Origin of the sequence: Streptomyces sp. NPDC050418, from assembly GCF_044458745.1 — a bacterium.
Taxonomy (GTDB): domain Bacteria; phylum Actinomycetota; class Actinomycetes; order Streptomycetales; family Streptomycetaceae; genus Streptomyces.
Genome location: NZ_JBITIG010000012.1, coordinates 199,916 through 216,833, shown reverse-complemented (window position 1 = coordinate 216,833; position 16,918 = coordinate 199,916). Strand labels below are relative to the sequence as shown.

Here is a 16,918-nt window from a genome sequence, read left to right as displayed (position 1 = left end):
ACGTCCACAACGTCCCAATCCGTGAACGGTCGTTGTCGTGCGGGACAACGGTTGCTGTGGGCGTCGACATGGTGGTGTGCGCGGGTGCGTCGCGAGGATCGTCGGGTCGGAGCAGCTCTCGCGCATGAAGGTGAACCAACGTGACCAACCTCGCCACGGCCCTGGTGGCCGCCGCCGAGCGGTACCCGCAGCGGACGGCGGTCCGGGCCGGCGAACTCGGCCTGACCTGGGCCGAGCTGGACGATCTGACCGCGCGCGTGGCGGGCGGCCTCTTCGCGCACGGGGTGCGGGCCGGTGACCCGGTGGGGCTGCGGGTGCCCGACGTACCGGCGTTCCCGGTGCTGCACTTCGGGGTGCTGCGCGCGGGCGCGGTGGTCGTGCCGCTGACCCCGGGGCCGGTGACGGCACGGCTGCAACTGCTGTTCAGTACGCCGGAGGAGACCCGCGACCCGGAGGGCGCCGAGCCGCGGGTCGAGGGCGCAGGTGCCGGTTCCGGTGCCGTGCAGGTAGGCCCCGAGTTCCTGGACCAGCTGGCGTTCTGGCCGCGGCGCCCTGAGATCGCGCACGTCAGCGACGACGATCCGGCGGTACTGCTCGACGCGGCGGACACCTGGTACCACGGGCACAGCGCGAGCGCGCTCACGCACGGCGATCTGCGCGAGAACGCCGTCGCGGCCGCCGCGGCGCTGCGGGCGGAGGGCGCCACGCAGCGGGTTGTGGTGTTTCCCTGTACGGGGCGTTCGTACGGTCTGGGCACGGTGCTGCTCGCGGGCGCCTGTCTCGGGGCCGCGGGGCCGCCGTGTCCTATTCCGCGGCAGCCCGCCGCACCACAAGGAGCGCAATGTCATCGCCGCGTTCGTGTCCGAAGCAGCTGAGCAGGGTGTCGCAGAGGGCGGCCGGGTCGCCGGGGGCGTCCGCGGCCACCTGACGGAGCTGCTCCAGGGAGACGCCGAGGTCGACGCCGCGGGTCTCGATCAGACCGTCGGTGACCATCAACAGGCAGTCGCGGGCGCCGAGTTCGAACTCGGTGGGCTCGGGGCGGGCGAGTCCGAGCCCGAGGAGCGGTCCGCTCACGTCGCAGTGGCGGGCCGTGCCGTCGGTGACGATCAGGGGCGGGAGGTGGCCCGCGTTGGCGATCCTGGTCCGGCCGGTGGCCGGGTCCAGGAGCGCCAGGCAGACGGTGGCGGTGGCGTGCGGGTGGTAGCGCTGCAGCATCCGGTCGAGCCGTTCGACGAGCACCCGTGGATCGCAGGATTCGACGGCGTACGCGCGCAGGGCGTGCCGGAGTTCGACCATGACGGTGGCCGCGTCGAGGGAGTGCCCGACCACGTCGCCGACGCCGACGAGGATGCCCTCGCCGGTGGCGATGGCCGCGTAGAAGTCGCCGCCGATCTCGGTGTGCCGTGAGGCGGGCACATAGCGCACGACGACGTCGGCGCCCGGGAGTCCGGACAGGTGCTGCGGCAGGAAGCTGTGCTGCAGCGTGAGCGCGATATGCCGTTCGAGCTCGTACATCAGGAGCGGTTCGGCGGCGAGCGCGGTGGCGTGGACGAGCCGCCCGAGAAGCCGTCCGCCGGCGTCCCGCGCGCCGTTGCCCTGCCCGTTGCCGAGCCCGTCGACCCGCGCCGGTACGGCCACGCACACCGGTGGCCGCGTATCGCTGCCGCAGGCCACCACGAGGCGGGCCGCCTCGGAGGTGCCGGCCCGGAAGTAGCCCGCGGGCCACAGCGGGGCGGGCACGACGGTGGAGTGGACGCCGGTGCGTCCGGCCATCAGCCGTTCGGAGAGCCGTACGACCTCCTGGGCGGCGCTCAGATCGGGCAGCGCGCCCGCGACGCGGCGCTGCGAGCTGCCGACGACAAGGCCGCCTTCCTCGCCGGAGACGAAGGCGACGGCGGGCCCGCCGCTGATCCGTGAGGCACCGGCCGCCGCCGCGGTGGCCAGCTCCTGCGGGCAGCGTGCGCCCTGGACGGCGAGCACGGCCTCGGCGAGCAGCGAGAGGCGGCCCGCCTCGGCCTCGGCGGTGGAGCGGAACCGTGCGCCGCGCACGGCGGCGCGGACGACGGCCTGGATCTCCTCGGGTTCGGCGGGCACCGAGAAGTACGCGTCGGCGCCCGCGTCGAGACCACGGGTGCGGTCGCCGGGACCCGCGGGCTTGGCGGAGAAGTGGACCACGGGCATCCCGGCGGTGAGCGGGATCTCCTTGATCCGGCGGCACAGTTCGTAGCCGCTCATGTCGGGCAGGCCGACGTCGACGAGCGCCACGTCGGGCAGGGCGCCGGCGCGCTGCAGGGTGTCGAGTTCGATCAGCGCCTCGCCGGCGCTCGCGGCGGGCACCACATGGTGTCCGGCCCGGCGCAGTGCGGCCCCGATCGCGTACCGCCCGGCGGCCGCGTCGTCGACGACGAGGACGGTGGTGTTGTCCGCGGCGGACTCCGGGCCGCCGCTTTCCGCTGCGTGCATGGGGAGGACCCCCTTCGGGGGCGCGGGCGGTCCGGGGGATCACGCCCTGGTGGGGGGGGGGGGGGGGGGCGGGCCCGCCCCCCCCCCCCCCCGCGCCCGGGGCCCCCCCCCCCCCGCCCGCCCCCCCCCCCCGCGCCCCCCCAGCGCCCCGCCTCCGCGCCACCCCCCGGGGGGGCGCCGGCCGCGCCGCGCGCCCCCGCCGGGGGGGGGGGGGGGGCGGCGGCCGCCCCCCCCACCCCAAGCTAGCGCTCCTTATGAACCGGCACGGCTGAAGACGGCAACCGTGCGACCCGGAACGGCGAACGTCCCCGAACCCTCGTCGAACGAGGCGGACCTGACGGTACGATCACTCCCTTCCGCCTGCACGGGATGCAGCCGCCAGCCGGCCCCCGCATCCGCCCCGAGCCGCTGCTCCCGCCGCTTGGGCGTCGCGTTGAAGACCACCATCAGGTCGCCGAGGCGCATGGTCACGACGCCGGGGGTCTCCCGCTCGCCCGACAGCGGGAACGACAGGTCGCGCTGCACCGCGTCGAGGTCGCCGAGCGCGAAGGCGCTCTCGGTCGTACGGATGCGCAGCAGGTCGCGGTAGGCGGCCGAGGCCCCTTCGATCTGCGGGCAGCGCACGGGCGCCACCGCGGTCAGCAAGGGCTTCGCGAACACCCACTTGTCGCGGTTGTCGGCGGCGGGCGGCAGTCCGCGTCCGAAGCCGTTGCCGTCGCGGCAGTCCCAGTGGACGGCGTTGAACCAGTCGCCGCTGTCGTACGAGTTGCGGTCGAGGGATTTCGAGCGCAGCAGGTCGCTGCCCGCCTGCGAGAGCGAGGGCCCCTGGGACAGGGCGGCGGTGGCCATGGAGAGGACCTGCATCCGGGCCCGGTCCTCGGCGCTCACCGTGGGCGGCAGCTTGTAGGCGAGCGCGTCGAACAGGGTCTCGTTGTCGTGGGCGTCGGCATAGGCGAGCGCGTCGCCGGGAGCGGCCGCGTAGCCGGCGGGCGCGCCGTTGTAGTCGACCTCGGAGCCCTTGACCTTGCGTCCCGAGCTGTCGGTGAACGTGTAGCCGGCGAGATTGCCGGTGAGGCCGACCTTGATCAGGTCCTGGTAGTGCAGGAGCCGCTGCTTCTGCTCGGCCTCGGTGCCGTTCGCGGGCGAGGAGTTGGGCTCGGTGAACAGGCCGGAGCCGAAGCCCTGCACGCGCGGGTCCTCGTCGAAGGGCCCGCCGCCGCGGACCGCGTCACGCGCCCGGTCGGAGAAGGTGGCGATGCCGGTGCCCGCCATGTTCTTCTGCGTGGCCTGCTCGAAGCGGGCGTCGTCGGCGATCTCGCCGAAGTTCCAGCCCTCCCCGTACAGGATGATCTTCTTGCCGTCGACGCCGTCCTTCGCGACGGTCAGGGCGTCGAGCGCCTTGCGCACGGCGAGGATGTTGGCCTTGGGGTGGTGCCCCATGAGGTCGAAGCGGAAGCCGTCGACCTTGTACTCGCGCGCCCAGGTCACGATCGAGTCCACGACGAGCTTGCCCATCATGGCGTTCTCGGGCGCGGTGTTGGCGCAACAGGTGGAGGTGGCGACGGTGCCGTCGGCCATGAGGCGCTGGTAGTAGCCGGGCACGATCTTGTCGAGGACGGAGGTCTTGGCCTGGCCGCTCGCGGTGGTGTGGTTGTAGACCACGTCCATCACCACGCGCAGGTCGGCCCGGTTGAGCGCCTGCACCATCTCGCGGAACTCGACGGTACGCCGGGTCCCTTCGGGATCGGTGGCGTAGGAGCCCTCGGGGACCGTGTAGTGGTACGGGTCGTAGCCCCAGTTGTACGCGTCCTTGGCGGCCACCTCGGTGACGCACTCCTGCTGCCGCTCGGAGTCGGCCGCGTACTGGCTCAGATCGCAGCCGACCGTGGCGGCGTTCCGCTCGGGGATGGTGGCGATGTCGAAGGCCGGCAGGAGGTGGACGTACGAGGTTCCGGACTCGGCCAGCTTGCGCAGGTGCCGCATGCCCTTGCCCTTGCCGGACGGGTCGGTGAAGGCCGTGTACTTGCCGCGGTCGGCGGCCGGGACGGAGGAGTCGGCGACGGAGAAGTCGCGGATGTGCAGCTCCTGGATCTGCGCCTGGCTCATGGGAACGGCCGCGGGCTTCTTCAGGCCGGTCCAGCCCTTGGGCGCCAGGGACTTCGCGGAGAGGTCGGCGATCAGGGACTGCTCGGAGTCGGTGGTCAGGGCGGTGGAGTACGGGTCGGTGACCTTGTTGGTGACCACCTTCTGCACGCTGGGCGCCCAGACCTTCACCGCGTACCGGTACGGCTTCCCGGTCCAGGACCTGCTCCCGGTGACCGACCAGACCCCCGTCTTCGAGGAGCGCTTCATCGCGACCGTACGGCCGTCGAGTTCGAGCGACACGGACTGGGCGGTGGGCGCCCACAGCTTGAGCGTGGGCACGCCCTTGGCGTCGAAGACTGCGCCGAGCGAGGTGTCGGTGGCGTACAAGTCGTCGAGGACACCGGCTAGTTGGACCCCGGTTCCGGCGACGACCGCACCGTTCGCGGCGCGTTGCGTGGCGACGACCTGGCCGCGCAGTGCCTCGCGGACCCGGTCGCGGTCGCGCGGGTCGACCGTCCATGCGGCGTACGAGGCGAGGTGCGGGAACTTCTTCTTCTGGGCGTCGCTCAGGAAGGTCTTGGACAGGCGCAGCCAGCGCGCCGCGTCGAGGTTCCCGTCCTTCGTGTAGAGGAGCTGGGTGGAGACGGCGGACTTGGAGCCGTTCCACGCCACGGTGTCCGCGTCGAGCCAGACGGCCTCGGCCTTGGTGTAGTCGGGCTCGGTCGCCTTCTGCTGCGGCAGCAGGTACTTCTCCTTGCCGCCCATCAGCCACACCTCGTGCCCGGCGGTGGCGAGGTCGAGTGACTGGTCGGAGGGCAGGTCCTTCTCGTCGCCCTTGTGCAGGATGTAGCTGAGCGACGTGGCCCCGTCCGCGAGCGGCACCTCATAGACCGCACCATAGGCGTCGGTCCGGGTGGGCAGCAGTGGCTTGGACCAGTCGGTGGGGTCCTCGGCTCCGGTCCAGGTGTGCAGGCCCCAGCCCTCGTAGTCGCCGTCGGGACGGTTGTAGTGCAGGACGGCCTTGGTCTTGTCCTGCGGCGGATACGCGCCGTCCGGTGCGCTGCCCGCCTGCCCGTCCTTGCCCTGCTCGACCCAGACCTCGCCGGTCGAGGCGAGCGGGACGGTGCGCTGCGGGCCGTCGGCGGCTCCTGCCTTCTCGATGGTGTACGGGACCTCGGTGGCGCCGTCCGGGACCTTCACCCAGGCGAAGGCGCCGTAGGCGTCGCGGCCGCTGAACTCGGCGGTGCTGTCACCGGACTTGAGCTGCCAGCCGTCGTAGGCGTCGTCGGACCGCTTGTAGTGCACGACCGCGTAGTCGCGCTCGACCGCGCTCGGCGGGGGCTCGACCGGGGTGGCGCCCGCGGTGGTCTCGGCGCGGGCGCTCGCGGTGCGGCCGTCACTGGAGACCGCGACCGCCTTGTACCGCATGGGAGTTCCCCGCTCGGCGGTGATCTTGTCGGTCACCTTGTACGGGGCGTGGTCCGCGGAGCCGAGGGTGCGCCACTTGCCGTTGCCGGTCTGCGCGGCGAAGACGACACGGTTGAGCTGGCCGCCGTCCACGCCGGCGGTGACCTCGACGCGGCCGGTGGCGCCCGCGGCGGGGGCCTTCAGCGTGACCTCGGGCGCGGAGTCCGGCTCGGCGAGCGGGCCCGCCGCCTTGAGGACCAGGCTGCCGTACGCGGGGACGGTGACCTCGACCGTCCGGTCCGTACCGCTCTCGAAGCTGCCCGAACCGCCGTGGAGCGCACGGAAGTTCATGCCAGCCGACCCCGTGGGGATCCGTACCTTCTTCGGTTCGGCGGCATTGTTCACGGCCACCACGTACTCGGTACGGGACTTGGGGTCCGTCCGCGAGAACGCGTACACCGAGTCCTTGGCGTACCGCTCCTCCTGCACCCCGTCCGCGAGCGCCGGATGCGCCGCGCGGAGCTTCGCCAGGCCGGCGAGCTGCCGGTAGAGCGGGTGCTCGGGGTCGTACGCGGCGTCCGCGTGGGTACGGTCCGTGCCGAGTTGGTCGTCGTCCAGGTAGTCGGCGGTCTTCGAGGCGAACAGGGTCTGGCGGGCGTCCTTGTCGCCGCCCGCGCCGGTGAAGCCCTGCTCGTCGCCGTAGTAGACGACGGGGTTGCCGCGGCTGAGGAACATCAGCTCGTTGGCGAGCCGGTAGCGGCCGAGGAGTTCGGCCTCGGAGGCCTTCGGGTTGTCCTGCTCGAGGAAGGTGCCGAAGCGGCCCATGTCGTGGTTGCCGAGGAAGGAGACCTGCTCGTAGGCGTTCGCCTTGCCGGTCGTGTACTTGTGGTCGTCGCCGAAGACCTTCGCGAGCCGCTCGGCGGACGCGCCCTGGGAGGCGTACGCGCGGGCCGCGTCCTGGAACGGGAAGTCGAGCGTCGCGTCGAGGCGGCCCTCGGTGACGTACGGCGAGGTGATGTCGGTGTCGGCGGAGTACACCTCGCCGAACATGAAGAAGTCCTCGCGGCCCTGCTTCTTCGCGTACGCGTCGAGCGCAGTGGCCCACTGCGTCCAGAACTTCAGGTCCACGTGCTTGACGGTGTCGATCCGGAAGCCGTCGATATCGAAGTCGCGCACCCAGCGCTGGTAGATCTTCGCCATGCCGTCCACGACCTCGGGGCGCTCGGTCCACAGGTCGTCCAGACCCGAGAAGTCGCCCTGGGTCGCGGACTCCCCGGCGAAGGTCGAGTCGCCGCGGTTGTGGTACAGCGTCGGGTCGTTGAGCCAGTCCGGCACCTTGCGCTCGCCGGGCTTCACGACCGGGGTGTACGGGAAGGTCTCGGTGCTCGCCTTCTTGCGGGGCGCGTCGTCGGCGTACGGGCGGCCGTCCGCGTCGAGGTACGGGAAGGCGCCCGCGGGCTTGTAGCCGTACTCCTTCTCCGCGTAGTCCACCATGTCCGCGGTGTGGTTGGTGATGACGTCGAAGAAGATCTTCATGCCCTTGGAGTGGGCCTTGTCGACCAGCCGCTCCAGGTCCTTGTTCGTGCCGAAGTGCGGGTCGACCTGGGTGAAGTCGGTGATCCAGTAGCCGTGGTAGCCGGCGCTCGCGTCCTTGCCGGTGCCCTGCACGGGCCGGTTCTTGAAGATCGGCGCCATCCAGATGGAGGTGGTGCCCAGGCCCTTGATGTAGTCGAGCTTCTCGGTGAGGCCCTTGAGGTCGCCGCCCTGGTAGAAGCCCTTGTCGGCGGGGTCGAAGCCGGTCTCGAGGCGGGAGCCGGTGAGTCCGCCCTTGTCGTTGCCGGTGTCCCCGTTGGCGAAGCGGTCGGGAAGGACGAAGTAGAACTGTTCGCGGGTCAGGTCGTAGCGGGCCGGCTCGGCGGCCAGCTTCGCGTCCGAGGGCGGCGGGGGCGGGGCGGCGGCCGCCGCCGGCAGGGCGGGGGTGAAGGCCGCGAGCAGCGCCACGGCCGTGGCGGCGGCGGCTCTTCGGGCATGCGGAAGTGAACCGGTCACGGTCCGGATCTCCTTGAGGTGGGAAAACGGGCGGGCCGCTTCATGCAGCGGGGATGGATGGGCATGAAGCGGCCCGCGGTTCGGTGGGGCGGTCCTGTCCTAAGAGGTCGTGCAGTTCCTCGCGCCCGTGTGCAGGGCGAGCGCGGTGCCCGCCGGGAGGTTCGCCGTGAACTGGCCGGAGCCGTTCACTGTCACGCCCTTGGCGCTCTGCACATCGCAGTAGTCGCCCGCGGGCAGTGAGGTCTGGAAGGTGCGGGTGAGCGCCGAGGTCTCGTGGTTGATGGCCACGTACGCCTTGCTGCCGCGGCCGAACGCGATCCGGTCGCCGCCGTCGTCCCACCAGTCGGTGACGGCCTGGCCGCGTGCCTCGTTGCGGAAGGCCACCATGGACGAGATCTCGCGCCACGCGTGCTGGCACTTCCAGCCGTCCTGGTAGCAGGCGTTCACGGTCCCGGAGTTGGGCGGCCCCGCATCCTTGTCGGACCACTCGTAGCCGGAGTGGACGTCCGGGGAGCCGTAGGGCCAGGCCAGCATGAAGACATGGGCGAGGGTGTAGGCGGAGCCGTTCTTGTAGTTGAGGGTGTCGCCGCCGCGCTCGGTGTCGTGATTGTCGACGAACACCGCGGACTTCCCGGACTCCATGTAGCCCCAGCCCTCGCCGTAGTTCTTCAGATACGCGAGGTTCTCGTTCTGGAAGACCCGCTTGAGGTCGCGCGCGTACCGGAACTCCTGCACGTCACCGTTGCCGAGGTACTCGCCCGGCGAGACGGCCTCCCCGCTCCCGTAGATCGCCTCCTGCTTCCAGTAGGCGCCGGGGTCGGTCAGCCGCGCCTTGATGTTCGCGAGGTCGGCGGCCGGCATGTGCTTGGCGGCGTCGATACGGAAGCCGTCGACACCGAGGGAGAGGAGATCGTTGAGATACGCGGCGATCCGGCCGCGTACGTAGTCCTCACCGGTGTCCAGGTCGGCGAGACCGACGAGCTCGCAGTTCTGGACGTCGGCGCGGTCGCCGTAGTTGCTGATCTGCGAGCGGCAGTCGTCCAGGTCCGCGCCCGAGTAGATCCCGGGGTAGTCGTACTTGGTGTAGGCGGATCCGCCCGTGCCCGTGCCGTCCCCGGCCGCCATGTGGTTGATCACCGAGTCGGCGACCACCTTCACCCCGGCCGCGTGGCAGGTGTCGACCATGTTCTTGAAGGCGGTCCGGTCACCGAGCCGCCCCGCGATCTTGTACGAGACCGGCTGGTACGAGGTCCACCACTGCGCGCCCTGGATGTGCTCCTGCGGCGGCGAGACCTGCACGTACCCGTACCCGGCGGGTCCGAGCTCGTCGGTGCAGGCCTTCGCCACCGAGGCGAAGCGCCACTCGAAGAGGACGGCGGTGACGTCCCGGTCACCGGGCGGTGCGGCCTGGGCGGTGCCCGTGGGTGCGGCCACGGTGACGCCCAGAGCCGTTGCCAGAACCGTTCCCGTGGCGCCTATCGCACCGAGGAGCTTCCTTCCACGTGCTGCCATGTGTCCTCCAGGTGGGGGGAGTTACGTGGTGCCGTACGTGTGCGGGGGGGGGATGGTGACTTACCTGTGCGGGACCTGCGCGGTCGAGCCGCGCACCACCAGTTCCGGCTGGAACACGAACTCGGTGCGCTGGACCGGGTTGCCGTGCAGTTCCTCAAGGAGCGCGCCCACCGCGGCCGTCGCCATGGCCTGCACCGGCTGGCGCACGGTCGTCAGCGGCGGGTCGGTGAACGCGATCAGCGGCGAGTCGTCGTAGCCGACGACGGAGACGTCCCGGGGGACGTCCAGGCCGCGCCGGCGGGCCTCGCGGACCGCGCCGAGCGCCATCAGGTCGCTGGCGCAGACGACACCGGTGCAGCCCTGGTCGAGCAGCACACCGGCGGCCGCCTGACCGCCCTCGACGCTGAACAGGGTGCGCTGGACACGGAGTTCGGCATCCCCCCGCGGGAGGCCGAGCAGCTCGTGCAGCGCGGTGACGAAGCCCTCCGCCTTGCGCTGTGCGGGCACATAGCGGGTGGGGCCGACCGCGAGACCGATGCGTTCGTGACCGAGGTCCACGAGGTGCCGTACCGCCATGGCGGCCGCCGCGCGGTCGTCGGGCGAGACGAACGACGCCTCTATCTGCGGGTGGTAGCCGTTGATCAGCACGAACGGGACACCGCGCGCCCCGAGCCGTTCATAGCGGGCCGGGTCGGCGGAGGTGTCGGCGTGAAGTCCGGACAGGAACACGATGCCGTTGACCCCGCGCTGTTCGAGCTGCTCCACGAGCTCGTCCTCGGTGGCGCCGCCCGGCATCTGCGTGCAGAGCACCGGCGTATAGCCGTGCCCGGCCAGGACCTGCTCGATGACCTGCGCGAACGCCGGGAAGATCGGGTTGGTGAGCTCGGGGATCACCAGTCCGATCAGTCCGGCGCTGCGCTGCTGCAGCCGGACGGGCCGCTCGTAGCCGAGCACGTCGAGCGCGGCGAGCACCCGGCGGCGGGTCGAACTCGCCACGCCCGGCTTGCCGTTGAGCACCCGGCTCGCGGTGGCCTCGCTGACGGAGGCCTGCGCGGCGATGTCGGCGAGCCGCGGGCTGCCGCCCGGCGCGGGCCGCGGGGTGCCGCCAGGGGGTGCGGCACCCCGCGGTACGGGGACGGTCACGCCTGCCACCAGACGGTGGTGTCGGCGGGCAGCTCGGCGCCCTGTTCGTTGTAGTGCACGGTGGCGCTGGACAGGATCGCGCGGCCCGGCGTGGGGATCGTCACGGGCTGCCCGGTGGTGTTCGCCGTGCAGACGAAGCCGTCGCCGCGCACGAAGTGCAGGACGCCTTCGGGCGCGTCCCGCCACTCGACGCTCTCCCCCGCGCCGAGCCCGGGGTGCTCGCGGCGCAGGGCGAGCGCGCCGCGGTACAGCTCCAGGGTCGAGCCCGGGTCACCGGTCTGCGCCTCGACGCTCAATCCGGCCCACTCGGGCGGCTGCGGCAGCCAGCTGCCGCCGGAGCCGAAACCGTACGAACTGCCGTCCCTGGTCCAGGGGATGGGCACCCGGCAGCCGTCGCGGAAGCCGTCCTGGCCGGCCGCGCGGAAGAACGACGGGTCCTGGCGGGCCTCGTCCGGCAGGTCCGTGACGTCGGGCAGACCGAGCTCCTCGCCCTGGTAGACGTACGCGGAGCCGGGCAGCGCCAGCATCAGGAGCGTCGCCGCGTGCGCCCGGCGCAGCCCCAGCCCGCGGTCGCCCGGGGTGCGCAGCTGGGTGCCCAGACCGGCCGGGTTGGCGAACCGGGTCGCGTGCCGGGTGACGTCGTGGTTGGAGAGCACCCAGGTCGCGGGCGCGCCGACGGGCCGCATCGCCGCGAGCGAGGAGTCGATGACCTCGCGCAGGGCTTCGGCGTCCCAGTAGGTGCCCAGGTAGGGGAAGTTGAACGCCTGGTGCAGTTCGTCGGGGCGTACGTAGAGGGCGAGGCGCTCCGGGGTCGGCGCCCAGGCCTCGGCGACGGCGATCCGGTCGTCCGGGTACTCGTCGAGGATCGCGCGCCACGAGCGGTAGATCAGGTGCACACCGTCCTGGTCGAAGAACGGCATCGAGGCGTTGCCGAGCAGCTTCAGCTGGTCGCTGCCGCCGATGTCGGGCAGCCCCGCGGCCTTCACGAGGCCGTGCGCCACGTCCACCCGGAAGCCGTCCACGCCCTGGTCGAGCCAGAAGCGCAGGATGGAGCGGAACTCGTCGGCGACGGCCGGGTGCTCCCAGTTGAAGTCCGGCTGCTCGGGGGCGAACAAGTGCAGATACCAGTCGCCGGGGCTGCCGTCGGGGTTGTCCGTACGGGTCCAGGCGGGTCCGCCGAAGATGGACTCCCAGTCGTTGGGCGGGAGTTCGCCGCTTTCGCCGCGGCCCGTGCGGAAGTGGTAGCGGTCGCGCAGGGCCGAGCCGGGGCCCTCCTTGATGGCCCGCTCGAACCATTCGTGACGGTCCGACGAATGGTTCGGCACGACGTCGACGATCACGCGCAGGCCCAGCTCATGGGCGTCCCGGATCAGCGCGTCCGCGTGCTCGACGGTGCCGAACATCGGGTCCACGGCACGGTAGTCGGCGACGTCGTAGCCGGCGTCGGCCTGCGGCGAGGCGTAGAACGGGGAGAGCCAGACCGCGTCCACGCCGAGCTCGCGCAGATACGGCAGCCGGCTCCGTACGCCTTCCAGATCGCCCATGCCGTCCCCGTTGGCATCGGCGAAGCTGCGCGGATAGACCTGGTAGATCACGGCATCGCGCCACCAGTCGGCGGAGTGCTGAGTCATGTCATCCCTGAGAGTTGGGTGGTTCTTGCGTGTACAACGTGCTCTATCAGGACTTCGTCGCCCCGGCGGTCAGTCCCGCCACCAGGTGCCGCTGCGCGAAACCGAAGATCACCGCTGCGGGTACGGCGACGACGACCGCGGCCGCGGTGAGCGAACCCCAGTCGCTCGTGTACTGGTTGACGAAGGTCTGCAGACCGCCCGCGAGGGTGAGGTTCTCCTCGCCGGTCATGAAGGCGGAGGCGTAGGCGACTTCGGCCCAGCCGGTGATGAAGCTGTAGAAGCCGGTGACCGCGAGGCCGGGCTTGGCGAGCGGCAGGATCAGCCGCCAGAAGGTGCCGAAGGGGTTGAGCCCGTCGACCCGTCCGGCCTCGTCGATCTCCACCGGGATGGTGTCGAAGTAGCCCTTCATCATCCAGGCGCAGAAGGGGATGGCGATCGTCAGATACGTGATCACCAGGCCGACCGGCTGGTTGAGCAGGCCGAGACTCGCCAGGAGGTTGTAGAGCGGCACGATCAGGACGGCCACCGGGAACATCTGCGTGATGAGCAGCAGCCACATCAGGGGCCGCATCCCGGGGAACTTGAAGCGGCTCACCGCGTATCCCGTGGTCGCCGAGATGAACACACCGATCACGGTGGTCAGGCCGACGACGATCAGCGAGTTGCCGAGCCAGGTGAGGAACTCGGTCTCGCCGATGACGTGCGCGTAGTTGGCGAACGTGAAGTCCTTGACCAGATCGGTCGTGAACGCCTCGTCCTTCGGCTTCAGCGAGGTGACGAGCAGCCACAGCGGCGGGAAGACCGCGATGACACTCGCGACGACGAGCGTGAGGTGCAGGCCCACGGAGGCGAGCGGGCCGCGCTCTCCGCGTGCGCGCGGCTTCTTCGGAGTGGTCACGTCGGTCACCAGACTTCCCCCTGCTTGCGGAGCGCACGGCGGTAGACCACCGCGAGGAGCGAGAGCAGCGCGAGGATGAGCACACCCCAGGCCGCGGAGCCCGCGAAGTCGCGGGGGCTGACGACGAAGGAGAGCCGGTAGGCGTACGTCACCAGGATCTCCGTCGCGTCACCGGGACCGCCGCGCGTGAGCAGGAAGATCACCGGGAACATGTTGAAGGTCCAGATGCCGCTGATCAGGACGACGGTGGAGCTGACGGGCCGCAGGCCCGGCAGGGTGATGTGCCGGAAGCGCTGCCAGGCGTTCGCGCCGTCCATCTCGGCGGCCTCGTACAGGTCGGCGGGGATGGACTGCAGTCCGCCGAGCATGGCGATCAGCATGAACGGCACACCGAGCCATACGTTGACCGCGATCACCGAGAGCTTCGCCCAGGTCGGGTCGTTGAGCCATGGCACGGCGTCGATGCCGCCGCCGGCGAGCAGCGCGTTGAACAGGCCGTTCTTCTCGTTGAAGAGCAGCCGCCACGTGAACACCGAGACGAAGGCGGGCACCGCCCACGGCAGGATCAGCGCCATCCGGTAGAGCGAGCGGCCCTTGAGCTTCCGGTTGAGCATCACGGCGAGGGCGAGCCCCAGCGTGAAGGAGAGCCCCACACAGGACACCGTCCATACGAGCGTCCACAGGAGCCGGTCCCAGAAGACCCCGTCGGACAGGATCGCCGTGTAGTTGTCCAGGCCGACGGACTCGTAGGTCGCGGGGATGTGGTTGACGCCGATGGTGCGCTCGACGTTCGCCTCGTTGGCGTTCGTCGTCGACAGGTACATGCCGCGCACCAGCGGCCAGCCGATGATGACGCCGATCACCACGACGACCGGGGCGACCATGGCCCACGCGTACCAGTGGGCCGACAGCGTGCGCCGTATACGGCCCGGGGGCCGGCCGGCCGCCTTGGTTGCCCTGGCGGCCGGCGCCTTCTTCTCGGTGAGCACGGTCACGGTTACTTGTAGTCCTTCAGGAGCTTCTTGTACGCGTCACCGACGCCCTTGGCACCCGCCTCCGGCGAGGCCTTGCCACTGAGCACCTTCTCCATCTGCAGGCGGATCGGCTCGAACAGCGCGTTGGCCTCGGCGATCCACGGACGCTGCACGGACTTGTCGACGGCCGGCTTGAAGAACTGGACCATCTGGTTGTCCTTGACGGACTGCACCTCGTACACCGACTTGCGGGTCGGCAGCAGGCTCAGCTTCTCGGTGGTCTGCTGCTGCACCTTCGCGGAGCTCATGTACTTCACGAACTCGTAGGAGGCGTCGAGGTTCTTGGAGCCCGCGTACACCGAGAGGTTCCAGCCGCCCTGCGGGGACGCGGCACGGGCCGAACCGGCCGGCACCGGGGCGACGCCCAGGTTGGCCTTGTCCTTGAACTGCTTGCCGGCCAGGGCGCCCTCGATGGACCAGGGCCCGTCGATGGCCATGGCGACGTCGCCGTCCTTGAAGGCGTTGAGCTGGTTGTTGTAGCCGTCGGAGGCGTCGGTGACCGCGGCCTTCGAGTCGACCAGGTCCTTCATCACGGCGAAGGCCTTGGCGCCCGCCTCGTCGTCGACGGTGATCTCCTTCTTGCCGGTGTCGAGCAGGTCACCGCCCTCGCCGTAGAGGTACGGGAGGTAGAAGTACGGGTCGTCGCCGCGCAGGTAGAGACCGGTCTTGCCGCTCTTGTCCTTGATCTTCTCCGCGGCGGCCTTGACCTCGTCGACGGAGGTGGGCACCTCGACGCCGGCGTCCCCCAGCATCTTCTTGTTGTAGAAGAGCGCGAGGGTATCGATGGTCTGCGGGACCGCGTACGTCTTGTCGTTGAACTTCGTGGAGGCGGCGGCCTGTTCGAGGTAGTCGTCCGCCTTGTCGATCGCCGCCGTGCCGTCCAGCGGGGCGAGGTAGCCGAGGTTGGCGAAGTCGGCGACCCAGGCGACCTCGGTGCGCATCACGTCGGGGGCGCCGGAGTTGCCGCCCGCGGCGTTCTTGAACTTGGCGTTGGCCTCGCCGAAGGGCACGGTGACGACCTTGACGTCGACCTTCGGGTGCAGCTTCTCGAAGCCCTCGGCGAGCTCCTTGTACGTGGCCTTCTCGGCGTCGTTGGACGTGTCCCAGAAGGTCACCGTGCCGGACAGCTCACCGCCGGCGCTCTTGCCGCCCTCGTTACCGCCGTCGTCCCCGCCGCACGCCGTCGCCGCCAGTGCGATTGCCGCGACCAGCGCGGTGGCCGATATGCCACGCCGCATGAGTGCTCCTTCAACTCGTCCCGCCCACCGCCCCTGACGCGGCCCCCGGGTTCGGCCAGGAACGTAACAAGGCTGAAAGCTATTGGAAAGACCTTGCGGCAACTTTCTGCAAGAGATGCGGATCGTTACCTCCGCTTGCCCTTCCTGGACAGCGCAGGGTGCTTGCACTAGGCGGGAGCCGCCATGAATGGAGCTGCAAGCCCTTCCCTGTCACCTTGCAAGATCTTGCAAGAGCACCTGCGGCGACCGTCCGGATCCGGACCGTGTGCATTCGGTGGGCAATCCGCGCCCCGACCGGTACAGTCCAGTGCCGTGACCGCACGGCTAGCCGACATCGCAGCCCAGGCGGGGGTCAGCGAAGCCACAGTCAGCCGCGTGCTCAACGGCAAGCCCGGTGTGGCCGCGGGCACCCGCGAATCCGTCCTCGCCGCACTCGACGTGCTCGGCTACGAGCGGCCGGTCCGCCTCAAGCAGCGCAGCGCCGGTCTCGTCGGACTGATCACGCCGGAGCTGGACAACCCGATCTTCCCGGCGTTCGCGCAGGTCATCGCCCAGGCCCTGACGCGCCAGGGGTACACCCCGGTGCTCGCCACGCAGACCCCGGGCGGCTCCACCGAGGACGAGCTCACCGAGATGCTCGTGGCCCGCGGCGTCAGCGGGATCATCTACGTCTCGGGGCTGCACGCGGACACCACGGCCGACACCGGGCGTTACGACCGGCTGCGGGCGCAGGGCGTCCCGCACGTCCTGATCAACGGGTTCTCGCCGCACGTCAAGGCGCCGTTCGTCTCCCCTGACGACCGGACCGCGATGGAACAGGCCGTGACCCATCTGACCGCGCTCGGTCACCGCCGGATCGGCCTCGCGCTCGGCCCGAAGCGGTTCGTGCCGGTGCAGCGCAAGACCGCCGGCTTCCTCACCGCCGTGCACGAGCGGCTCGGCCTCGGCGAGGAGGCGGCGCGGGAGTTCATCCAGCACTCGCTGTACACGCTGGAGGGCGGCCAGGCCGCCGCAACAGCGCTGCTCGACCGCGGCTGCACGGCCGTCATCTGCGCGAGCGACATGATGGCGCTCGGCGCGATCCGCGCCGCACGCGCGCGGGGCCTCACCGTGCCCGGTGACCTGTCGGTCGTCGGCTACGACGACTCGCCGCTGATCGCGTTCACGGACCCGCCGCTCACCACCATCCGCCAGCCCGTTCCCGCGATGGGCCAGGCCGCCGTGCGCGCGCTCCTGGAGGAGATCGACGGGACGCCGGCGCCGCACAGCGAGTTCGTCTTCATGCCGGAGCTGGTCGTTCGCGGTTCAACGGCCTCGGCACCCCGCTGACCGGTCCCCTGACCATCTTGTGTGCGTCTGCCGCAGTAGTCGCCCGGAACCCTTGCACACCCTGTCTGCACCCCTAGGCGATTTGCCCTGCGGAGGTAGTCCGCAGGACGGACTGGATGCGTACAAGAC

Annotated in this window: 9 protein-coding genes and 1 pseudogene; 2 read left to right on the top strand and 8 right to left on the bottom strand. The window is 70.8% G+C overall.

What is annotated here, in order from left to right:
* The first annotated feature begins 140 nt into the window (after nucleotides 1–140).
* Complete coding sequence (locus tag ACIBI4_RS28000) at nucleotides 141–875, top strand: AMP-binding protein (protein WP_399206858.1); 735 nt, start codon at nucleotides 141–143, stop codon at nucleotides 873–875.
* Here ACIBI4_RS28000 and ACIBI4_RS27995 read toward each other — a convergent pair.
* The 8 genes and pseudogenes from ACIBI4_RS27995 to ACIBI4_RS27960 all read right to left on the bottom strand — a co-directional run bounded on the left by ACIBI4_RS27995 (nucleotide 805) and on the right by ACIBI4_RS27960 (nucleotide 15,460).
* Complete coding sequence (locus ACIBI4_RS27995) at nucleotides 805–2,463, bottom strand: SpoIIE family protein phosphatase (protein ID WP_399206857.1); 1,659 nt, start codon at nucleotides 2,461–2,463, stop codon at nucleotides 805–807. The two genes, ACIBI4_RS28000 and ACIBI4_RS27995, sit on opposite strands and share 71 nt — an antisense overlap.
* Before the next feature lie 252 nt (nucleotides 2,464–2,715).
* The gene (pulA, locus tag ACIBI4_RS27990) at nucleotides 2,716–8,004 is read right to left on the bottom strand and encodes a pullulanase-type alpha-1,6-glucosidase (RefSeq protein ID WP_399206855.1); all 5,289 of its coding nucleotides are present in this window, start codon (nucleotides 8,002–8,004) and stop codon (nucleotides 2,716–2,718) included.
* A gap of 111 nt (nucleotides 8,005–8,115) precedes the next feature.
* A pseudogene (locus tag ACIBI4_RS27985) lies at nucleotides 8,116–9,516 on the bottom strand (alpha-amylase family protein); the annotation flags it as partial.
* Nucleotides 9,517–9,576: 60 nt separating this feature from the next.
* On the bottom strand, nucleotides 9,577–10,671 hold the full coding sequence (locus ACIBI4_RS27980) for a LacI family DNA-binding transcriptional regulator (protein ID WP_399206931.1): 1,095 nt from the start codon (nucleotides 10,669–10,671) through the stop codon (nucleotides 9,577–9,579).
* On the bottom strand, nucleotides 10,656–12,290 hold the full coding sequence (locus ACIBI4_RS27975) for a glycoside hydrolase family 13 protein (RefSeq protein ID WP_399206854.1): 1,635 nt from the start codon (nucleotides 12,288–12,290) through the stop codon (nucleotides 10,656–10,658). Before ACIBI4_RS27975 ends, ACIBI4_RS27980 begins: the two co-directional genes overlap by 16 nt.
* Before the next feature lie 46 nt (nucleotides 12,291–12,336).
* Complete coding sequence (locus ACIBI4_RS27970) at nucleotides 12,337–13,197, bottom strand: sugar ABC transporter permease (RefSeq protein ID WP_399206853.1); 861 nt, start codon at nucleotides 13,195–13,197, stop codon at nucleotides 12,337–12,339.
* Entirely contained in the window at nucleotides 13,194–14,072 is an 879-nt protein-coding gene (locus tag ACIBI4_RS27965; protein ID WP_399206929.1) for a carbohydrate ABC transporter permease, read from the bottom strand. Before ACIBI4_RS27965 ends, ACIBI4_RS27970 begins: the two co-directional genes overlap by 4 nt.
* 113 nt (nucleotides 14,073–14,185) lie before the next feature.
* A complete protein-coding gene (locus tag ACIBI4_RS27960) occupies nucleotides 14,186–15,460 on the bottom strand; it encodes an extracellular solute-binding protein (protein ID WP_399206852.1) in 1,275 nt (424 codons plus the stop codon).
* Nucleotides 15,461–15,772: 312 nt separating this feature from the next.
* Here ACIBI4_RS27960 and ACIBI4_RS27955 point away from each other — a divergent pair, with 312 nt between their 5' ends.
* Nucleotides 15,773–16,789: a LacI family DNA-binding transcriptional regulator gene (locus ACIBI4_RS27955; RefSeq protein ID WP_399206851.1), complete on the top strand. Its 1,017-nt coding sequence runs from the start codon at nucleotides 15,773–15,775 to the stop codon at nucleotides 16,787–16,789.
* The last annotated feature ends 129 nt before the right edge of the window (nucleotides 16,790–16,918 follow it).